This window comes from Xanthobacter flavus (assembly GCF_017875275.1).
GTDB classification, from domain to species: domain Bacteria; phylum Pseudomonadota; class Alphaproteobacteria; order Rhizobiales; family Xanthobacteraceae; genus Xanthobacter; species Xanthobacter flavus_A.
This window is the reverse complement of sequence record NZ_JAGGML010000001.1, coordinates 3,232,118-3,252,429: the sequence shown is the minus strand read 5'-3', so window position 1 is coordinate 3,252,429 and position 20,312 is coordinate 3,232,118. Positions and strand designations below refer to the sequence as shown.

Below are 20,312 nucleotides of genomic sequence, written 5' to 3'. Positions count from 1 at the left end.
TCGCGCTTGCGCTTCACGCGGCGGCCTGAAGCTGGCCGCACAGGCCCGCCACATCCACCGCGTCGTGCTGGTCTGCGCGCAGGAAGCGCCCGGCATAGGTCTCCCACAGGCGCGAGCGGAGGAAATAGTCCACCACCTGCGGATCGAGGTGCCCCTCCCGGCCCATGGAGACGAGGATGCGCATGGCTTCCGAAAGGGTCTTCGCCGGCTTGTAGGGGCGGTCGGAGGCGGTGAGCGCCTCGAACACGTCGGCCACAGCCATCACCCGCTCGGGCAGGCTGAGGCCATCGGCGGCGATGCGGCGGGGATAGCCCTTGCCGTCCATGCGCTCGTGATGGGTGGCGGCCAGTTCCGGCACCCGCTCCAGCCCCTCGGGCCAGGGCAGCGCCTTCAGCATGATGTAGGTCTGCACCACATGGTCGTTGACCTTGAACCGCTCTTCGTCGTTCAGCGTGCCGCGACGGATGGAGAGGTTGTACAGCTCGCCGAGATTCTGCGCGGCGGGCGGCAGGCGCATGTCGAAGCCATAGTGGTTGGCCGGGTCGCCCTTCTCCACCGGCGGGCGCACGCCCTCCCAGGGGCGGACATGCTCCGGCTTGTCGGCGAGCAGATGCTCCTCGGCGGGCAGCGCCGGGGCCGGATGGCCGGCGAGATGAGCCTCCTCCTCCCGCGACAGACCGAGCCGGTCGTCGAAATGGCGGGTCCAGGTGCGCGTCGCGATCTCGGCGAGGCGGGCGAGGGCCTCGTCGGTCATGAACTCCCCGCCCACGTTGGAGCGCGCGACGAAGGCGAAGTCGTCGGCGAGGCGCGCCTCCGCCTCGACCAGAATCTGCGCCGAGCGCACGGCATCCTCCCCCGCCGCGAGGCGCGTGAGATGGGCGATGCGGGCGTCGCGCAACAGCACCTCGAACCGCGTGCGCACCTCGTGGATGCGGTTGTGCACCGCTTCCAGCTTGGTGGCCTTGTCGATGATGTGCTCGGGGCTCGTCACCTTGCCGCAATCGTGCAGCCAGGAGCCCACCCGGAAGGCGCGGCGCTCCTCCTCGCTCAGGGCGAAGTCGCGATACGGGCCGTCCTCATCCGCTGCCATGCGCGAGACGATCATGTCTGCCAGCTCCGGCACCCGACGGCAATGGGCGCCCGTATAGGGGCTCTTGGCGTCGATGGCGTCGGCCACCAGATGGATCAGCCCTTCCAGCAGCCGTGACTGCTCCTCCATCAGGCGCCGCGTCTCGATGGAGATGGCGAGCGTGCCGGAGAGCTGGCGCGCGAAGGCGACGAAGGCGCCGCTCCGGTGCGCGGCATCGGCGCCATGGACGAGGACCAGCAGGCCGACCGGGCGGCCCTTGCGGTCGCGCAGCGGCAGAGAGAGACGTTGCGTGCCGTCCGGCTCCGGCGGCGCGACCTGCTCCGGCGCATCGAGCACCGACAGGGACAGCACCTCGGGCATGGCGGCGGAGGCATCGCCCGCCTCCCGCACATTGGCGGCGAGCACGAGGTCGCGGCGGGCGCCATCCACCAGATAGACGAGGCCGCGCGTGCAGAACGTGCCCTTCACGGTGGCGGCGAGCACCTGTTCCAGCATCCGGTCGAGCTGCGGCTCGCAGGCGATGGTCTCGCTGGTAGTGAGGAAATCGCGGATGGTCTCACCGACCGCATCGAGCACCTGGTGGAAATCGGCGATCTCGCGGATGAAGCTGCCCACCTTGGCCGGTCGGCCGAAATCGAACCGGGTGAGGCGCTGCGCCTGGAGGGCGAGTTCGTTCAGCCCCTGCCCCAGACGCCGGCCGGCGAACCAGCCGATGACGATGAAGCCGAGGGCGATGCCGCCGCTCACCCACATCTGCCGCTCAAGGCTCGCCCTGAGCGGCGCGAGCACCTCCCGGCGCGGCACCGCCATCACCAAGGTGTTGCGTTGGTCGACGCGCGAATAGAGCTGCGTCTTGACGCCCAGCCACTCCTGCCCGTCCGCGCTGAAGCTCGCCGGCCGGCGCGACGGCATGTCGATGCCGTCCAGCACCACCAGCGGCCCCGACCTGAGATCGCGCAGGGGCACGATCATGTCCGGCATCGCCGAGGCGGTGCCTGCATAGGCAATGACCCAGCCGGCGGCGTCGACGATGGCGACCTCCGTGCCAGGGGTGGGACGCAGGCCTTGCAGTTCGCGGGCGATGTCGGTGAGGGAGAGATCGAGGCCGATCACCGCATCGACGCCCGCCACCTTGCGGCTGGCGGTGACGCCCACCTCCCCGGTGGAGGGGAACACATAGGGCGCGGTGACATGCTGGCCCGGCGCCGCCATGGCGTTCACATACCAGTCGCGCCGGCGTGGATCGCGCGGGAGCGCCGCCGGGGCGGCGCGCTCGCCGATGAGGCGCATGTCCTTATCGAAGAAGCGCCAGACGCCGGCGGACGAGCCGGTCGCCGGCTGCTCCGCCCGAATGCCGGCCTCGATCACATGGGCGAGGAAACGCGTGCCCTGCGGCGCGGACTGGCGCCCGGCCTCGGCGGGATCGAGCGCCATGAGCCGCACGAAATTGCCGTCACCATAGGCAAAGGTGATGGAGGAGAGGAAGGGCATGCTGGCGAACACCGGCCGCAGCGCGCCGAGGTGATCGAGCAGCATGTCCGGCCCGCCGGTCACCGCGCTGCCGTCGCTGGCGAGGATTTCCAGCGCGACCGTTCCCGGCAGGGCGCGGTTCTCCACCCGTTCCGTGATCAGCTGGCCGAGCAGCGCCGCGCGCTCCAACGTGGCACTTAAAAGCGCATCCCGCCCGTGGGTCCAGGCCTGCCACAGCAGCGCGCTGGAGAGCAGGACCATGGCCGTCACCACCGCGAGGGCGAACAGCAGCCGCAGCGGCAGGGTCCATCCGGCGCGCGCCCCAAGGCGCCTTGCGGATGCGGACGACGGTATCATGAGTGCTCCCGACCGGCCCGGCAGAACTCCTGCCGCGACATCTCGGGCGTGACCGTAAAACGCAATTGATATCAAGTTGTTAAGCGGTCACTCGTTACCATTGCGTATGGCTTTAGGCCCGCGCCAGCAGCAGCGCGCGATGGGGCTGCGCCAGACGGATTCCTTCGGCTTCCGCGACGCCCCAGCGGGCCAGCTGGGCCTCCACGGCGTCGCGATGCCGCTCCGCCGCATCGCGCCGCGCGGGATCGACGGCCACCGCCCGCGCGAGGAAGCCATCCACCCCGGCCACATGGCGCACGTCGTCATAATCGAGGCGACGGACCAGCCGCGCAGCACCGCGCGCGAGGCAGGCCGAGAGCGCCTCCTGGGCGAGGGAGCGGATGGCCGTCTCGTCCTCCACCGGCCGCAGCACCTCGAAATAGCTGCCTTCGGCGAGAGGCTCCACCACCAGCACCGGCCCGCGGCTGACCCGGAGCGCCGCGCCGAGCGCGGCCGCCATCAGCTCCCCCGGCACATGGTGCAGGCTGTTGAGGAAGATTGCGGCATCGAAGCTCGCGTCCGCGAACGGCAGCGCCTCGGCCCCGGCCTCGGTGAAGGACGCCTCCGGCACCGCCGCGCGAGCCGCCGCGATGGCCTCCGCCCCCGGATCGATGCCGTGGACGCGGGCGCCGCGCGCCGTCAGCGCCCGCGCCAGCGCGCCATGGCCGCAGCCGATATCGAGGATCGACGTCCCGGCCAGCGGCCCGAGCCAGTCCTCGATCACCTCAAGCGCCGTGCCCTGCGGCCGCCGCGCGGTCTCTGCCTGATCTTCGCTCATCGCGGTCTTCCCTAAAGCGCGCCGCGCAGGCGGTGGATGCCGGCCTCGATCTGCTCCTCGGCGAGGGAGGCATAGCCCAGAAGCAGCCAGTCGTTGCTCACGTCGGCGGTGCCGTACTCATGCCCGCCGCCGTTCTGGATGGTGTAGAGCCCCACATTGCGGCTCTTCGCCAGCGCCGCCATCTGGTGCGCGCGCGGCAGGCCGGGCGGCAGCTTCCAGGCGAGATGGGTGCCCGCCTCCGTGCCGCGCAGCTCCACCCGCCCGAACGCATCGCGCAGGGCGGAGACCAGCACGTTGCGCCGCTGCTGATAGCGCAGCCGCACCCGCCGCAGATGGCGCACGAAGCCGCCGGTGTGGAGGAATTCGGCCAGCGCCGCCTGCTCCAGCCAGACATGGCCGTTGTCGAGCAGCGCCTTCGCCGCCCCCGCCGCCGGGGCGAGGTGATCGGGGAAGATGGCGAAGCCCGTGCGCAACCCCGCGCCCAGCGATTTGGAGAAGGTGCCGAGATAGATCACGTTCTCCGGGCTCATGGCCTTCAGCGCGGGCAGCAGCATGCCGCCGTAATGAAACTCGCTGTCGTAATCGTCCTCGATCAGATAGGCGCCGGTGCGATCGGCCCAGGCGAGGAGTTGCTGCCGCCGCTCCAGCGAAAGCACCCCGCCCATGGGATATTGATGGGAGGGCATCACATAAGCGAGCTGCGCCGCCACCCCGGCGAGGCGCGACGTGTCGATGCCGTGCTCGTCCACCGGCAGCGGGTGGGGGTGCATGTTGACGCTTTCGAACAGGTAGGCGGCGCCCTGGCTGCAGGGATTTTCCACCACCACCGCATCGCCTTCCCGCGCCAGCACCCGGAGCGCGAGGTTGAGGGCGAGCTGGGCGCCGGCGACGATCACCACCTGCTCCGGGCGCACATGGATGTCGCGCATCACCGCCACATGATCGGCGATGGCGGTGCGCAGGGCCATGAGCCCGCAGGGCTCGCCATATTCGGTGAGGTTGTGCCCCGCCACCGCGAGGGCGTGCAGCACGAGGCGCCGCCACGTCTTCAGCGGGAAGGCGCGCGGGTCGGTGCGCTGGGGCCAGAAATCGATGGGGATGCGGCTGGTGTTGAGGATGGAATGGGGCCGCCCGGTGAAGGCGGCGGGGGCGAGCTTCTCCGGCGCGCGCCGCTCCGCCAAGGCCAGGGGATCCGCGCTCCGGGAAGCGACCGACGCGGATGCCGCCACCGATGCGCTGACGGATGCGCTCATGGCGGCCTCGGGCACCACCGCCGCCACATAGGTGCCCACCATGGGGCGGGTGACGAGATAGCCCTCGTTGATGAGCCGCTCGTAGGCGAACGTCACCGAATTGCGCGAGACGCCGAGCTGCTGCGCCAGATGGCGGGAGGACGGCACCGCCGTCTCGGCCTTCAGCCGCCCGTCCAGGATCTGCTGGCGGATCTGCTCGAAGAGCTGTTCCTGGAGGCTCAGGGTCGAGGCGCGGTCTAGGGAGATCAGCACGGCGTCGCAACCCCATTGGTCCAGCAGACGCCGCATGTTGGCACCGGTTGGGGCCAGTTGCGAGAGGGCCAGTCGCTGTCGGCGTTTTGGGGCCACCCCGGCCGCTTGCTTGACTTGACCGAGGGGGGCCAACCATTTTCACCGTCAAAGCGCGTGCTTTGCCCCAAACGCCGCGCCCGGACCCGAGGCGACACGCATGCCCGACACCGCTCTGCTCCAGGCGGACGAAACCTTATTCCCCGCCCCCCTCCTCACCCTCGCCGCCGACGTGCTCGCGGCCGCCCGCGCGCGGAACATCCGCCTTGCCGCCGCGGAGACGGTGACGTCCGGCCTGGTCGCCGCCTGCCTCACCTCGGTGTCCGGCGCCTCGGAGATCTTCGAGCGGGGCTATGTGCTCTACCATTCCTCCGCCAAGGCCACCGGCCTCGACGTTCCGGCCGCCATCTCGGCCGCCCATGGGGCGGTGAGCGCGGAGGTCACGCGCGGCCTCGCCCAGGGCCTCCTCGGCCATTCCGAGGCGGGCGCCACCGTCGCCATCACCGGCTATGCCGGGCCGGGCGGCGGCAATGCGGTGAACCCCGTGGGCACCATCTTCATCGCGGTGGCGACGCGCGACGGCGGACTTGCGGAAGAGCGCCACGTCTTCCCCGGCAGCCGGGACAATGTGCGCCTGTGCGCGGTGCAGGCGGCCCTCGCCTTGCTCAAGTCGCAGCTCGGCTGACGCCGCGCATGAGCGATATTCCGGTCGTCCTCGTCACGGGCTTTCTCGGCGCGGGCAAGACGACCCTGCTCAACGATCTCCTCAAGCGCCCGGCCTTCCGCGACACCGCCGTCATCATCAACGAGGCGGGCGACGCGGGCATCGACCATGCGCTCATCGAGACCGGCAGCGACGAGGTGATGCTGCTGGAGGGCGGCTGCATCTGCTGCCGCCTGAAGGGCTCGCTGAACGCCACGCTCAATGGCCTGCTGCGCCGTCGCGCCATGGACGATTTCGCCTTCCGCCGGGTGGTGGTGGAAACGAGCGGCCTCGCCGATCCCGCGCCGGTGCTCCATGCGCTGATCGCCGATCCGCTGTTCAACCGGCATTTCTCTATCGCCGGCGTGACCACGGTGGTGGATGCGGCCAATTTCGCCTCAACCCTCGCTCATCATCCCGAGGGGATGACGCAGGTGGCCCTCGCCGACCGCGTCCTCATCAGCAAGGCGGACCTTGCCACTGCGGACCAGCTCGCCGCGGCCGAGCGCGAGGTGGCGATACTCAATCCTCTGGCGGAATGCCATGTGCTGCCGGCGACGGCGCGCGACGGCTCGCTGCTGTGGATCGACCCGCGCGAGACGCCGCGCCCGCTCAGCCGGCGCTTCTCGGCCACCGGCGTCGGCCATGCGGTGACCACCGCCTCCCTCGCGTTCCCCGGCCGCCTCACCCAGGACCAGGTGGACGCCTGGCTCGACCGGGTGAGCGACCTGTTCGGCGCCGCCGTGCTGCGCCTCAAGGGCATCCTGCATCTGGAAGGGGTGCCGCAGCCGGTGGTGCTGCACGGGGTGCAGGGGCTGGTCTATTCCCCCGGCCTCCTCTCCCACACGGCAGGGGACGAGAACCGCATGGTCCTCATCGCCCGCGGCATCGAGGAGCAGGATCTCGCCGACGCGCTGACCCTGCTCGCCGGAATGGCACGGCCCGTGGCGTGAGCCAAGGTCCGCGCGGCCCCGGCCTAAGGCCGCGGCCGATGGCTTGGTCAGCCGCCGTTGGCCTGGACGCACTGGTTGACGCGGGCCCACGCCTCCTTGGCGCGCTTGCCGAGGTTGACCGTCCCGACATCCTCGGAATCCGGCAGCGAGAACTGATAGGCGCCGGCGGCCACGATGTGGTCCATCGCCACGTAGGGCATGATGAACCACATGCGCGCGCCATCAGCGCCCCCCGGCACCGTCCATTCCAGCATGCCGCGCGGCTTGCCGGGGACGTTGATGATGGTGCCCTTGAAGTCGCCCTTACGGCCCTCGGCCTTGGCGCTCATGTAAACGTGGCCATCCGTGCGCCGGGCGATGATGTCGTCACGGTTGCCGACCTTGCGGGTGGCGCGGCAGTTGATGATACCGGACTTCTCCGTGGTGGCGGTGAAGTTCCAGCCATCGAAGCCCGCCCCGTAGGGTTTGACCTGCGCCTGTGCGCCCCCAGCGGTGGCGAGTGTGGCGGCGACGGCGAGCGCGGCGAGAAGACCCGTCTTCATATGGGACCTGCTTCTGGCGGGAGATGACGGGGGTGTGGGTGAAGGGCAGCGCGCCCCGCTGGTCTCGCCCCCCGGTCAAGCTCCAGCAGGGGCGATGTGTATGAAACATCGGCTGAATGCAAGTTGAACGAAGCGTGGCCGAATGCTGGCGCGATGCGAGCAGCCGTTGGGCAGTCCCTGCTCGCCATCACTGCCCGCCACCACTGGCCACGACTGGCTCCATCCTGCCGACTGGCTCCATAAGCCTGCAAGAAGCCGGCGCTACCTTGGTGCCCTCGCCCGCCCTAGCGTTCTGGCACAGGATGGAAGCGAGCGAGACCGCAATGGCCAGCACTTTTTCGGCGAAGACCTTTTCCGGCACCGTGGGCATCGTCCCCGCTCTCGACATCGAGACGCAGGAGAAGTTCGATGCGGTGGTGAAGGCGACGAGCGGCGTGCCCGGCGTTGCCGGCTACAAGCTCGGGCTCACCAGCGTGCTGCGCCATGGCCTGAAGGAGTCCATGCGGCGGGTGCGCGACCTCACCGATTTGCCCATCCTCTACGACCACCAGAAGGCCGGCCCGGACATGCCGGACATGGCGAAGAAGTTCACCGCTCTGTGCGCCGAGGCCGAGGTGGACGGGCTGATCCTGTTCCCCGTGGCCGGCCCCACCGCCGTGGACGGCTTCGTCGGCGAGGCGCTGAAGGCCGGCATCGCGCCGGTTGTCGGCGGCGAGATCCCGGTCGCCGACTATGGCGTCTCCGGCGGCGGCTATCTCCTCGACAATGCGCTGGACCTTATCCTCGCCCGTGCGGCGGAGGGCGGCGCCGACCATTTCGTGCTGCCGGCGCACGACACCGCCAAGGTCACCCGCTGGTCGCGCTGGATCGCCGCGAACGTGAAGGACCCGCTGGTATTCCTCACCGGCTTCGGCTCGCTGGGCGGCACCATCGAGGGGGCGTTCGCCGCCGCGAAGGACTGCCCGCGCCGCTTCGCCATCGTCGGCCGCCTCATCACCGAGGCGAACGACCCGGCCGGCGCCGCCACCGCGCTCTATGAGAAGATGCAGGCGCTGGAGACGACGGCGCCATGAGCGCCGTGCTGCCGTCCCTCCATCGCGAACCGTTCGTCGGCGGGCGCTTCGTGCCCGCCATGGGCGGCGAGGTCGAGGCGCTGGTCGATCCCTGGACCGGCGCGCCGCTCGCCGAGGTCGCGCTGGCCGGGCCGGTGGAAGTCGAGGCGGCGATCCGCACGGCGCGCCATGCCTTCGATGCCGGCGACTGGCCCCATCTTCCGCCGGTCGATCGCGGCGCCGTGCTCCACCGCATCGCCGCCGGCATCGCGGCCCGGCAGGACCAGTTCGCGCAGATCGAGGCTGTCAACGCCGGCAAGCCCATCTCCGGCGCCCTGCGCGAGGTGGAGGGGGCGATCCGCGTCTTCACTTATTATGCCGGGGCCATGGACAAGGTGTTCGGCGACACCATCCCCCTCGGCAGGGATCTGCTGGATTTCACATTGCGCGAGCCCCTCGGCGTGGTGGCGCAGATCGTGCCGTGGAATTTCCCGCTGCTCGGCGCCTCGTGGAAGCTCGCCCCGGCGCTCGCCGCCGGCTGCGCCGCCATCCTGAAGCCGGCGCCGCTGACGCCGCTCACCGCCCTGCTCCTCGCCGAAGTGTGCCGCGAGGCCGGCGTGCCGGACGGCTTCCTCTCCGTGCTGCCCGGCGGCGCGGACGTGGGGCGGCGGCTCGCGGAAGACCCGCGCATCGATGGCATCTCCTTCACCGGCTCCACCGCCGTGGGCTCGGAAGTGATGCGGCTTGCCTCCGCCTCCATCAAGCGCGTGGCGCTGGAGCTGGGCGGCAAGAACGCCGCGGTCGTCTTCGCCGACGCCGACATGAAGAAGGCGGCGGCGAGCGCGGTGGCGTCCGGCTTCGGCAATGCCGGCCAGTCCTGCTCCGCCCGCTCGCGCCTGCTGGTGGAGCGCGGCGCGCTGGAGCCCTTCGCCCGTGCCTTCGCCTTCGCAGCGGCGCGGCTGAAGACCGGCCCGGCGCTGGACCCGGCGACCAATCTCGGCCCGCTCATCTCCTCGTCCCACCGGGATGCGGTGGACCGCACCGTGGCGCAGGCCCGCGAAGCCGGGGCGACGCTGGTGAGCGGCGGCGCCCTGCCGGAGGGCGACGGCTTCTTCTATCCCCCGACCATCCTCTCGGGCGTCGGGCCGGACAATCCCGCCTTCAGCCGGGAGATCTTCGGCCCAGTCTGCTCCCTGACGCCATTCGACAGCGAGGCCGAGGCCATCGCGCTGGCCAATGACAGCGACTATGGTCTCAATGGCTCCGTCTGGTGCCGCGACATCGGTCGCGCGCTCCGGGTCGCGCGGGGCATGCGCACCGGGATGGTGGCCGTGAACGGCCTGCCCAGCGCCTCGAAGACCAGCGTGTTCGCGCCTTTCGGCGGCTACAAGCGCTCGGGCATCGGCCGCGAGCTTGGCCTTCACGCGCTGGATTTCTACTGTGAGATCAAGAACGTGGTGGTGGACCTCACGTAACGGAATATCCAAGGAGCCAGCGCAGCCGGGCTGGACCCATCGTTGCGTCGGCGGCTGGCTCTCAATGCCTGGCACTTGGCGTTGCTAACTTTTTGAACAGAGCGAAAGGCAAGGCGCGTATGGCCATCGCAATCGTCGGCGGAACCATGATCGACGGCACCGGGGCGGACCCCGTGCCGAACGCGGTCGTGGTGATCGAGGAAGGGCGCATCGTCGCCGCCGGTCCCGAGAGCCAGGTGAGCGTGCCGGCGGGCGCCCGGAAGCTCGACGCGGCGGGGCGCACCGTGCTGCCCGGCTTCATCGACACCCATGTCCACGGCACCTACCGCGCCCGCGACATGCGCCAGCATCTGCTCAACACGCCCACCTACAACGTGCTGAAATCCATCGAGGTTTTTCGCGAGACCATCGCCTGCGGCATCACCACCGCACGCGACATGGGCGGCGCCGACGCCGGCTTCCGGCAGGCCATCGAGGAAGGCATCATCGACGGGCCGCGCCTGCTGATCTCGCTGGGCATGGTCTCGCAGACCGGCGGCCATGGCGACTACTGGCTCCCCGCCGGCATGCGCATCCAGAAGCGCGCCTGGCTCCCGCACACGGTGGCGGACGGGGTGGAGGAGATCCGCCGGCTGGTGCGCGAACTGCTCATGCGCGGCGCCGACTTCATCAAGATCTGCGCCACCGGCGGCATCACCTCGGTGACCGACAGCTGGGACGAGCCGCAATTCACCATCGAGGAGATTTCCACCGCCGTCTCCGAGGCCGCCGCCAAGGGCAAGCGCGTGGCCGTCCATGCCGAGGGCCTCGCCGGCATCAAGAACGCGGTCAGGTCCGGCATCCACTCGCTGGAGCACGGCTGGTTCATGGATGAGGAGAGCGTGGACCGCATGATCGCGGGCGGCATCTGGTGGGTGCCGACGCTCGCGCTGGTGCCGCTGTCCATCGAGCACCGCCGAAAGAACACCGCCTGGGCCAGCCACCAATTGGGCCAGGAGGATGTGAAGGACGCGCAGATCTATTCCCTCATGCAGACGCAGATCCCCCTCTGGAAGGAGGCGGTGAAGCGCGGCGTGAAGGTGGCCATGGGCACCGACCAGTCGCACCGCCTGCTGGTGGGCGAGAACATGGCGGAGCTGGCCTTCATGGTGGACTGGCTCGGCATGTCGCCGATGGAGGTGATCGTCGCATCCACCACCAAGGCGGCGGAATGCATCGAGCAGCCCAACCTCGGCGCGCTGAAGGCCGGCTTCATGGCCGACGTTCTGGTGCTGGACGGCGACCCGCTCGCCGACATCCGCATCCTGGAGCAGCGCGACCGCCTGCATCTGGTGATGAAGGGCGGCAAGGCCTTCACCAACCGGCTGGATGGCTGACGCTGTCGATAAATGATTTTGTTGATTGATGTAGTAGAAAACAGCTGCTAGGCAGTATCACAGAGCCGGGCCGGGAGCGCCCCAGGAGCCGCGTAATGAAGTTGAACCGCTTTATGATCCGGCCTCTCGTGGAGCTGGGCCTGCGCGAGGAGTTAAGCTCCGGCGATACAACCGGAGGCTTTCTCGTCGGCGACGATCCGGTTCAGACCGCCAACATCTACGCCAAGGCGAACGGAATCGTCTGCGGCATGCTGTTCGCCGACGAGACCATCCGCTCCATCGAGCCCGAGGCGCGCATCGAATGGCTGGTGGAGGAAGGAGCCGCGGTGGAACCCGGCACCGTGCTGATGCGGGTGCAGGCCCGCGCCTCCACCTTCTTCGTGATCGAGCGCTCGGCCCTCGACTGGCTGCAGCAGATGAGCGGCATCGCCACCAAGACCCGCCGCTACGCCGATCTGGTGAAGCACACCGGCGTGCGCATCACCGATACCCGCAAGGGCTGGCCGGGCCTGCGCATGGTGCAGAAATACGCCGTGCGCGTGGGCGGCGCCCACAACCACATCTTCAACCTCGCCAATTGCGTGCTGGTGAAGGACAATCACATCAAGATCGCCGGCTCCATCACCGAGGCGGTGAAGATCCTGCGGGCGAGCGCGCAGCACACCTTCAAGTTCGAGGTGGAGTGCGAGAGCCTGGAGATGGTGCAGGAGGCGCTGGACGCCGGGGTCGAGATCATCATGTTCGACAACATGGACCTCGACGAGATGCGCGAGGGCCTGAAGCTCACCAAGGGCCGCGCCATGACCGAGGCGTCCGGCGGCATCAACGAGACCACCATCGTTCCCATCGCGGAGCTGGGGGTGGATGTGATCTCCATCGGCGACCTCACCCACACGGTGAAGGCCCTCGACATCAGCCTCGATGTCCGCGACATCAAGCCGAGCGCGAAGCGGACCATCGACCGCCTCAAGCAGCTGTCCAACTGAGCGCGGGGGATGATGCGCGGGGACATGCCATTTCGTCTGAGGCCGGGTACGGAGACCTTCGTCTTCGACCTCGACGATACGCTGTACCCGCGCTCCGCCGGCCTGCACGGCCAGATGCTCGCCCGCGTCTGGCTGTTCATCCAGCAGCTCACCGGCTCCACGCCGGAAGAGGCGGCGGCGCTGCATGCGCTTTATTACGAAACCTACGGCACCTCCCTCGTCGGCCTGCAGCGCCATCACGCGGTGAAGCCGCAGGATTTCCTCGCCTTCGTCCATGAGATCGACCTGACGGTGCTGGCGGAAAACGCCGAGCTGCGGCTCGCGCTGGAGGCCCTGCCCGGCCGGCGCCTCGTCTTCACCAACGGCTCGCGCGCCCATGCCGAGCGGGTGCTGGAACGCCTCGGCATCGCCGACCTGTTCGAGGGCGTCTGCGACATCGCCGCCTGCGACTACATCGGCAAGCCCGAGCGTGCCGCCTACGACACCATGCTCGCCCGCCACGGCGTGGCGCCCGAGCGCGCCATCATGTTCGACGACCGCGCGGTGAACCTCGCCGTGCCGCACGCCCTCGGCATGCAGACGGTGCTCATCGGCGACCACGGGCTGCCCGAGACGCCGGACGCCGCGCACGTCCATTTCCATTCCCTGGCGCTCGCGCCCGTGCTCGCCCAGATCGAGCCGCGCACGACCCCGATACCAACGCCAACAGTCCTGCAAAGCCTTTATAAGGGCCCGCAAAATAAGGGCTCATCAACGACCGACCTTCCTCAGGAGCCATGATGATGCACGCCCGTCTCACGCGCCTACTCATCGCCGCCACCGCCTTTTCCCTCGCCGCCGTGCCCGCTGCCATCGCGGCGGACGTGAAGCTCGGCATCGTGCAGTCCACATCGGGCGGCTCGGCTGCGCTCTACGGCACCATGCAGAAGAACGGCGCGGAGCTGGCTGCCGCCGAGATCAACGCCTCCGGCAAGCTCGGCGACCTCAAGCTCGTGCCCATCCATCAGGATGATGCGGGCGACCGCGGCCAGACCGTCAACATCTTCCAGCGCCTGATCAACCAGGACAAGGTGACGGTCATCTTCGGGCCGACGCTGACCACCTCGGCCTTCGCCGCCGACCCGATTGCCAACGCCGCCAAGGTGCCGGTGATCGCCTCGTCCAACACCGCGCCCGGCGTGCCCGCCATCGGCGAATACATCTTCCGCACCAGCGCCCCAGAGGCGGCGGTGTTCCCCGGCGTGCTCGCCTATGCCGTCAAGCGCTACCAGCCCAAGACGGCGGCGCAGATCTACGGCATTGACGACGTGCTGATGAAGGCCGCCTACGGCGTCCACAAGGCCGCCCTCGACAAGGCCGGCATCAAGGTGGTGGCCACCGAGACCTTCCAGAAGGGCGACGTGGACTATTCCGCCCAGCTCACCAAGATCAAGGCGGCCAACCCCGACATCATCGTCGTCGGCGGCCTCGCGGAAGAGACCGCCAACATCGTGCGGCAGGCGCGCCAGCTCGGCATTCCGCAGTCCACGGTGTTCCTCGGTGCCAATGCGGCCATCTCGACCAAGCTGAACGATCTCGCCGGCCCCGCCGCGCAGGGCTTCCTCGTGGGCTCGGGCTGGTTCATCGATTTCGACACGCCCGCCAACAAGGCGTTCGTGGAGGCCTACAAGGCCAAGTACGGCTCGGCCCCCGACACCTTCGCCGCCCAGGCCCATGCCGCCGTCACCATCTTCGCCGATGCGGTGAAGCGCGCGGGCGGCGTGTCCGATCCCGCGAAGCTGCGCGCGGCCATCGCCGACACCAAGGACCTCCAGACCGTCCTCGGCCCCTTCTCCTTCGACAAGGACCGCGAGCCGGTGCTGGTCGCCAAGGTGCTGAAGCTGAAGGACGGCAAGTTCCAGCTCGCCCAGTGATCCCCCGCCCGCCCCGGTCACAGGCCGGGGCGGATGGATTGGCGCGCCGTGCAGCCCGGGCATCCGCGGCGGCACGGTGCTTCGACCGGTTCGGGCAGGTCCGGGGGATCAGCGCATGACAACCTTTTTGCAGCAGGTCGTGAACGGGCTGTCGCTCGGCTCGATCTATGCGGTCTTCGCCATCGGCTGCACGCTGATCTTCGGCGTGCTCAACATCGTGAACCTGGCGCAGGGCGCCTTCTTCATGGTGGGCGCCTATCTCGGGCTGGAGATCGCCCTCCTCGGCCTGCCGCTGCCGTTGGCGCTCGTCGTCGCGCTGGTGGGCGGCGGGGTGCTCGGCATGGCGTCGGAGCTGCTGGTGTTCCGCGTGCTGCGGCTGCGCGGCGGGCACAAATGGATGGGCCTCGTCGCCAGCCTCGCGCTGGCCCGCCTCCTGGTGGGTATCGCGCAGGAGGTGTTCGGCACCGCCGTGCACGGCTATCCGCCGAACCCCTTCACCGCCATCGTGTGGGAGATCGGCGGCGTGCGTGTGCAGCTGCTTCAGGTGATCGTGGTGGTCACGGCCGTGATCCTGATGGGCATCCTCGGCTTCACCCTGCAGAAGACCTCGGTGGGCCGCGCCATCCGCACCGTGGCCTTTTCGGAGGATGTGGCGCGCATCGTCGGCGTGGAGGTGGGGCGCACCATCCTCATCACCTTCTTCATCGCCGGCGCACTGGCGGGGGCGGCTGGCGTGCTGCTTGGCCTGCTGTTCAACGTGGTGTCCCCCTTCATGGGCGAGCACATGCTGGTGAAGGGCCTCACCGTGATGATCCTCGGCGGGCTCGGCAACATCCCCGGCGCGGTCGCCGGCGGCTTCCTGCTGGGATTGGTCGAGGTGTTCTCCGTCGCCTACGTCTCCTCCGCCTTCCGGGACGCCATCGGCTTCGGGCTGATCTTCCTGATCCTCCTGGTCAAGCCCACCGGCCTCTTCTCCGGCTTCGAGGAGCGCCGCGCATGATGGCCGCCCTCGATACCTTTCTGGCCAGCTACGGCAACCTCGTGAATTTGTGCCTGCTCAATACGCTCCTCGCCTACGGCGTGTGGCTGGCGCTGGCGGCCAACATGTTCACGCTGGGCACCGGCGGCTTCATGGCGGTGGGCGCCTATTGCAGCGTCTATCTCACCATGCAGGTCGGCGCGCCTTTCGCCGTGGCGGTGGTGGCGGGCGGGCTCTTGGCGGCGGCGGTGGCGCTGATCATCGGCGCGCCCGTGCTGCGGCTGCGCGGCGATTATTTCATGCTCGCCACCTTCGCCTTCACCGAGGTGGTGCGGGTGATCGCGCTGAACTGGGATGCCGTCACCGGCGGCGCCATCGGCATCTACGGCATCCCGCGCTACACCGAGACCTGGCAGCTGGTGCTGCTCGTCCTCATCGCGCTCTATTTCGTCTTCGCTTTGCGCCGCTCCTATTTCGGTCGCTCCATCCTCGCCATCCGGCAGGACGACGTGATGAGCGAGGCCATGGGCGTCAACGTGTTCGGCCAGCGCCTTTCGCTGTTCGTCGCCTCCGGCTTCGTCAGCGGCGGCGTGGGGGGGCTTGCGGCGCATCTCAACTTCTTCGTCGGCCCGACGGATTTCGGCCTGCTGCGGAGCGTGGATGCCCTCGCCTATCCCATCCTCGGCGGCGTGAACGCGCTTCTGGGGCCGCTGGTGGGCGCCATCTTCACCACGCTGCTGCCGGAGCTGCTGCGCTTCTCCAGCCAGTGGCGCGAGATCCTCATGGGCCTGCTCATTCTCGCGGTGGTGCTGTTCCTGCCCGGCGGGGCCATGTCGCTCCTCAAATGGCGGCCGCGCAAGCCGGCGGGCGCCCGGCGCGCCGCACCTGAAGGAGCCAAATGATGGCGGCGGCCCAGCTCGAACTCTGGCAGGTGGCCAAGCGCTTCCAGGGCGTGGTGGCGGTGGACAGCGTGTCGCTGACCGCCACCGCCGGACAGGTGACGGGCCTCATCGGCCCCAACGGTTCCGGCAAGACCACCACCATGAACATGATCACCGGCCTCTATCCCACGGACGCCGGCCACATCCGCCTCGACGGCGTGGACATCGCCCGCCTCGCCCCGCACAAGGTGGCGGCTTTGGGTGTCGCCCGCACCTTCCAGAACATCCGCCTGCTCGCCACCGAGACCACGCTCGCCAATGTGCTGCTGGGCGCCCACCGCCACCAGTCGGCCAGCCTCCTCGACGTGCTGCTCGGCCTGCCGGCGGTGAAGCGCAGCGAGGCGCGGGAGAAGGCGCGCTGCGAGGCGCTGCTCGATCTCGTGGGCATCACCCATCTCAAGGACGTGGCCGTGGGCGGCCTCTCCTACGGCGACCGGCGGCGCGTGGAGATCGCGCGGGCGCTGGCCACCCAGCCGCGCCTGCTGCTGCTGGACGAGCCGGCGGCGGGCATGAACTTCGCCGAGAAGCGGGCGCTGGCCGACCTCGTGCTCGCCATCCGCGACATGGGCATCACCGTGCTCCTCATCGAGCACGACATCGAGTTCGTGGCGCGGGTGAGCGACCATATCGTGGTGCTCAATTTCGGCCGCGAGATCGCCGCCGGCACGCCCGAGGAGGTGCGCCGCATGCCGAGCGTGATCGAAGCCTATCTGGGGACCGAGGATGCTTGAGCTTACCAAGGTCACCTCCGGCTATGGCTCCGTTGCGGCGGTCGAGGACATCGACATCACCGTCCCGGCCGGCGCCTGCGTCTGCCTCATCGGCGCCAACGGCGCGGGCAAGACGACGACGCTGCTCACCATCTGCGGCCTCGTGCGTGCCTTCTCCGGCACCGTGCGCATCGAGGGCCGGGACATGACCGCCCGGCCCGCAGACAGGATCGTCCGCGCCGGCGTCTCCCTCGTGCCGGAGGGGCGGCGGGTGGTCGCCTCCATGTCGGTGGAGGACAATCTGAAGGTCGGCGCCTATGTGCGCGGAAGCGACCCCGCCATCGCCGACGACATGGAAATGATCTACACCCGCTTCCCGCGCCTGAAGGAGCGGCGTTTCCAGTATGCCGGCTCCCTCTCCGGCGGCGAGCAGCAGATGCTGGCCATGGGCCGGGCGCTGATGGCGCGGCCCAAATTGCTGTTGCTGGACGAGCCCTCCATGGGGCTCGCGCCCCATGTGGTGAACGACATCTTCGCCACCATCGCCGACATCAACGCCAAGGGCACCACCGTGCTTCTCGTGGAGCAGAACGCGCGCAAGGCGCTCTCGGTGGCCAGCTACGGCTATGTGATGGAGCACGGGCGCATCATCTTCGCCGACACCGCCGCAGCGCTCGCCCGCGATCCGCGCGTGATCGCCGCCTATCTCGGCATGCGCGCGGCGGAGACGGCCGCGGGCTGAGCGCCGTCTTCGCAATCCGGTAGGACATCACCCGGTGCTGTTCGACCGCGTGCCGCGCGGTATTTTCTTCGTTGCTTTCGCTCAGGCGCCGCGCGGGCTTTCCTTGTTGTCTTCGCTCAGGCGCCGCGCGGGCTTTACTTGTCGTCTTCGCTCAGGCGCCGCGCGGGCTTTCCTTGTCGTCTTCGCTCAGGCGCCGCGCGGGCTTTACTTGTTGTCTTCGCTCAGGCGCCGCGCGGGCTTTACTTGTTGTCTTCGCTCAGGCGCCGCGCGGGCTTGGGGCGTCCGCCGCCTCCCCGCTCGCCTTGAAGGCGCGATAGGCGTCGTCGAGATCGTCGAAGATCATGTCCGGCCCGATGGCGTCGAGCAGCCCCGCGCGGTCGAGCAGGGTGCGCACCTCGTCGTGCATCTCGGCGATGCCGAACTTGAGGCCGCGCCGCTCCAGTTCCGCCCGCACTTCCTCCAGCGCGGCGGCAGCCGTGGAATCCACCTGGGTGATGGCGCTGGCGTCCAGCACCAGCCAGCGCGTGCCCGCGACCAGCGTGTCGGCGATGGCGTCGATGCGGCCCTGCATCCGGTCCGCGTTGAAGAACAGAAGATCGCCCTGGATGAGCACGATGGCGAGCCCCGGCACCTGCCGCGCATCGTCCCGCCGGTGGAGCTTGTAAAAGCCCTCGTGGCCGGGCACGCGCCCCAGCAGGGCGTCGCGCGGATACATCATCTTGTGCAGCAGATAGGCGAAGGTGGCGCCAATGGCGATCAGCACGCCGTTCAGCACGCCGAGGCTGATGGGCGCGAACAGCGCGATCATGGCAAAGGTGAACTCCACCCGGCTGATCCGCCAGAGCTCGCGCAGCGCCGGGATGTCCACGAGGCTGAGGGCCGCCGAAATCAGGATCGCGCCCAGCGCCGGTATGGGCAGGATGGCGAGCGCCGGCTGCAGGAACAGCACGATGGCGAGCAGCGCCAGCGCCGCCACCACGCTGGCCAGCTGCGAGCGGCCGCCGACGCTGGCATTCACCGCCGTGCGCGAATCCGAGGCGGTGATGGGGAAGGCCGCGAACAGGCCGGCGGCGATGTTGGCGGCGCCGAAGCCCACCATCTCGCGGTTGGCATCCACCGGATAGCCGCCCCGCTCGCCGAAACTGCGCGCCGTCACGATGCCCGCCGCGAAGCTGACGAGGAAGATCGCCGCCGCGCCGATGAGCAGTTGGTCGATCGCCGCCCCGCCCCCGGCGGGCAGCGCCAGCGCCGGGAGCCCGGAGGGGATCGCCCCCACCACGGCGATGCCGCGCCCCTCGAAATCGAACAGCGCGGACAGCACCACCGAGAGCACCACCACCACCACCTGCCCCGGCACCGGGAGGCGCGTGCGGCGCACGAGATGGAGCACGGCGAACATGCCGAGCGCCAGCGCCAGCGAGGGCCAGTGCACCTCATCCGCCTTGCGCACCAGCTCCACCACCGGCGCGACGAGCCCGTCCCCGATGATGGGAATGCCGGTGACGCGCTTCAGCTGGCCCACCAGGATGGACAGCGAGATGCCGGCGAAGAACCCGACCAGGATGGGTCGCGACAGGAAGGTGGAAAGCACCCCCAGCCCCACCAGCCGCGCCGCGAAATAATAGCCGCCCACCACGAGGGCGATGAGGGCGGCGACCCCCGGCTTGTCCACCGCCGCGAGGTTCGGCATACCGGCGAGCACGGCCGCGAGCACGGTGATGGTCGCCGCATCCGGCCCCACCACCAGTTGCCGGGAGGGGCCGAACACCGCATAGGCGATGAGCGGCGCGATGGAGGCGTAGAGCCCGGTCTGCGGCGGCAGCCCGGCGATGGCGGGATAGGCGATGGCGCTCGGCAAGCCCACCGCAGCGATGGCGAGCCCCGCGGCGACATCCGTCTTGATCCAGCCCGGCCGATATCCTGCGAAGCTCGCCAGCAGCCTCCGTGGGGCTTCTTGAGACGACGTTCCGTCCGCTGCCACCGGTCAATCTCCGTCCGCCGGCATGAACGCCGCCGGGCTGGTGGGACCATGCCACAGGCAGGGACGGCCCGGAAAGTCCGTCAAAACCCGGCGGTCCCATCCTGAGCGGCGCGTCTTGCGTCACGGGCTCCCGCTTCTAGAATCGCCGCAGGAGCCGCATCAAGGCGGAGAGGCGGGGGCAGGAACGATGGTTCTGATCCGGCTGTGCAAGATCGCCCTCGTGGCGACGATCGCCATCTTCTTCACCCTGGTCGCCTTCGGCAACATCACCGACTACGGGACGAACTGGGCCTTCGTCCAGCACGTGCTGGCCATGGATACCATCTTCCCGGACTCCACCCTGCGGTGGCGGGCGATCACCGACGAACGGCTCCAGACCGCCGCCTATGTCGCGATCATCGCCACGGAGGGGGCCATCGCCCTCGTACTGTGGGCTGGCGTCGTGCGGATGCTGGCCGCGATCCGCACACCGGGCTTCCGCCGCGCCCGCACGACGGCGGTGCTCGGGCTCACCCTCGGCATCCTGCTCTATGGGTTGGGCTTCGTCGTCATCGGCGGCGAATGGTTCGCCATGTGGCAGTCGAAGACCTGGAACGGGCAATCCACGGCCTTCGCCTTCATCGGCTGGATCTCCGCCGTGCTGGTCATCCTCCTGCTGCCGGAGCAGGAGGAGGAGCACTGACG

The 20,312-nt window shown here is 69.2% G+C and carries 18 protein-coding genes; 13 read left to right on the top strand and 5 right to left on the bottom strand.

All coding sequences use genetic code 11. The annotated features are described in order from the left end of the window. Positions 1 to 13: 13 nt before the first annotated feature. From J2126_RS25375 to J2126_RS15525, 3 genes are all read right to left on the bottom strand, one after another. Positions 14 to 2,917, bottom strand: a complete 2,904-nt coding sequence (locus tag J2126_RS25375) for an HD domain-containing phosphohydrolase (RefSeq protein WP_245327357.1) — start codon at positions 2,915 to 2,917, stop codon at positions 14 to 16. A 112-nt stretch (positions 2,918 to 3,029) separates the two neighbouring features. Beyond that, positions 3,030 to 3,734, bottom strand: coding sequence for a class I SAM-dependent methyltransferase (locus J2126_RS15530; RefSeq protein WP_209487807.1), 705 nt, complete (start codon positions 3,732 to 3,734; stop codon positions 3,030 to 3,032). An 11-nt stretch (positions 3,735 to 3,745) separates the two neighbouring features. Then, positions 3,746 to 5,275: a PLP-dependent aminotransferase family protein gene (locus tag J2126_RS15525; protein WP_209487806.1), complete on the bottom strand. Its 1,530-nt coding sequence runs from the start codon at positions 5,273 to 5,275 to the stop codon at positions 3,746 to 3,748. Between the two features lie 160 nt (positions 5,276 to 5,435). On the opposite strand from J2126_RS15525, the gene J2126_RS15520 reads away from it, so the two are divergent. Continuing rightward, complete coding sequence (locus J2126_RS15520; RefSeq protein WP_209487805.1) at positions 5,436 to 5,960, top strand: CinA family protein; 525 nt, start codon at positions 5,436 to 5,438, stop codon at positions 5,958 to 5,960. A gap of 8 nt (positions 5,961 to 5,968) precedes the next feature. Further along, on the top strand, positions 5,969 to 6,931 hold the full coding sequence (locus J2126_RS15515; RefSeq protein ID WP_209487804.1) for a CobW family GTP-binding protein: 963 nt from the start codon (positions 5,969 to 5,971) through the stop codon (positions 6,929 to 6,931). A gap of 47 nt (positions 6,932 to 6,978) precedes the next feature. On the opposite strand, the gene J2126_RS15510 is transcribed toward J2126_RS15515, so the two are convergent. Next, complete coding sequence (locus tag J2126_RS15510; RefSeq protein WP_209487803.1) at positions 6,979 to 7,473, bottom strand: hypothetical protein; 495 nt, start codon at positions 7,471 to 7,473, stop codon at positions 6,979 to 6,981. Between the two features lie 323 nt (positions 7,474 to 7,796). Here J2126_RS15510 and J2126_RS15505 point away from each other — a divergent pair, with 323 nt between their 5' ends. The 10 genes from J2126_RS15505 (at position 7,797) to J2126_RS15460 (ending at position 17,647) form a co-directional block, all read left to right on the top strand. After that, positions 7,797 to 8,546: an orotidine 5'-phosphate decarboxylase / HUMPS family protein gene (locus J2126_RS15505; protein ID WP_209487802.1), complete on the top strand. Its 750-nt coding sequence runs from the start codon at positions 7,797 to 7,799 to the stop codon at positions 8,544 to 8,546. After that, entirely contained in the window at positions 8,543 to 10,000 is a 1,458-nt protein-coding gene (locus tag J2126_RS15500; protein ID WP_209487801.1) for an aldehyde dehydrogenase family protein, read from the top strand. The genes J2126_RS15505 and J2126_RS15500 overlap by 4 nt, the downstream gene beginning before the upstream one ends. A gap of 119 nt (positions 10,001 to 10,119) precedes the next feature. After that, positions 10,120 to 11,376 carry an amidohydrolase family protein gene (locus J2126_RS15495; protein ID WP_209487800.1) on the top strand — a complete coding sequence of 419 codons (1,257 nt, stop codon included), beginning with the start codon at positions 10,120 to 10,122 and terminating at the stop codon, positions 11,374 to 11,376. A gap of 95 nt (positions 11,377 to 11,471) precedes the next feature. Next, entirely contained in the window at positions 11,472 to 12,362 is an 891-nt protein-coding gene (nadC, locus tag J2126_RS15490; RefSeq protein ID WP_209487799.1) for a carboxylating nicotinate-nucleotide diphosphorylase, read from the top strand. A gap of 24 nt (positions 12,363 to 12,386) precedes the next feature. Continuing rightward, positions 12,387 to 13,142 (top strand): pyrimidine 5'-nucleotidase, encoded by a 756-nt coding sequence (locus tag J2126_RS15485; RefSeq protein ID WP_209487798.1) that lies wholly within the window; start codon positions 12,387 to 12,389, stop codon positions 13,140 to 13,142. Between the two features lie 2 nt (positions 13,143 to 13,144). Then, on the top strand, positions 13,145 to 14,275 hold the full coding sequence (locus J2126_RS15480) for an ABC transporter substrate-binding protein (protein ID WP_209487797.1): 1,131 nt from the start codon (positions 13,145 to 13,147) through the stop codon (positions 14,273 to 14,275). Between the two features lie 115 nt (positions 14,276 to 14,390). Beyond that, positions 14,391 to 15,275 carry a branched-chain amino acid ABC transporter permease gene (locus tag J2126_RS15475; protein WP_024280736.1) on the top strand — a complete coding sequence of 295 codons (885 nt, stop codon included), beginning with the start codon at positions 14,391 to 14,393 and terminating at the stop codon, positions 15,273 to 15,275. After that, positions 15,272 to 16,156 carry a branched-chain amino acid ABC transporter permease gene (locus tag J2126_RS15470; RefSeq protein ID WP_209487796.1) on the top strand — a complete coding sequence of 295 codons (885 nt, stop codon included), beginning with the start codon at positions 15,272 to 15,274 and terminating at the stop codon, positions 16,154 to 16,156. Before J2126_RS15475 ends, J2126_RS15470 begins: the two co-directional genes overlap by 4 nt. After that, a complete protein-coding gene (locus J2126_RS15465; RefSeq protein ID WP_245327355.1) occupies positions 16,156 to 16,926 on the top strand; it encodes an ABC transporter ATP-binding protein in 771 nt (256 codons plus the stop codon). Before J2126_RS15470 ends, J2126_RS15465 begins: the two co-directional genes overlap by 1 nt. Continuing rightward, positions 16,919 to 17,647: an ABC transporter ATP-binding protein gene (locus J2126_RS15460; protein WP_209487794.1), complete on the top strand. Its 729-nt coding sequence runs from the start codon at positions 16,919 to 16,921 to the stop codon at positions 17,645 to 17,647. The genes J2126_RS15465 and J2126_RS15460 overlap by 8 nt, the downstream gene beginning before the upstream one ends. A gap of 256 nt (positions 17,648 to 17,903) precedes the next feature. On the opposite strand, the gene J2126_RS15455 is transcribed toward J2126_RS15460, so the two are convergent. Next, entirely contained in the window at positions 17,904 to 19,628 is a 1,725-nt protein-coding gene (locus tag J2126_RS15455; RefSeq protein ID WP_348634313.1) for a SulP family inorganic anion transporter, read from the bottom strand. Between the two features lie 187 nt (positions 19,629 to 19,815). On the opposite strand from J2126_RS15455, the gene J2126_RS15450 reads away from it, so the two are divergent. Next, the gene (locus J2126_RS15450; RefSeq protein WP_209487793.1) at positions 19,816 to 20,310 is read left to right on the top strand and encodes a DUF2165 family protein; all 495 of its coding nucleotides are present in this window, start codon (positions 19,816 to 19,818) and stop codon (positions 20,308 to 20,310) included. The last annotated feature ends 2 nt before the right edge of the window (positions 20,311 to 20,312 follow it).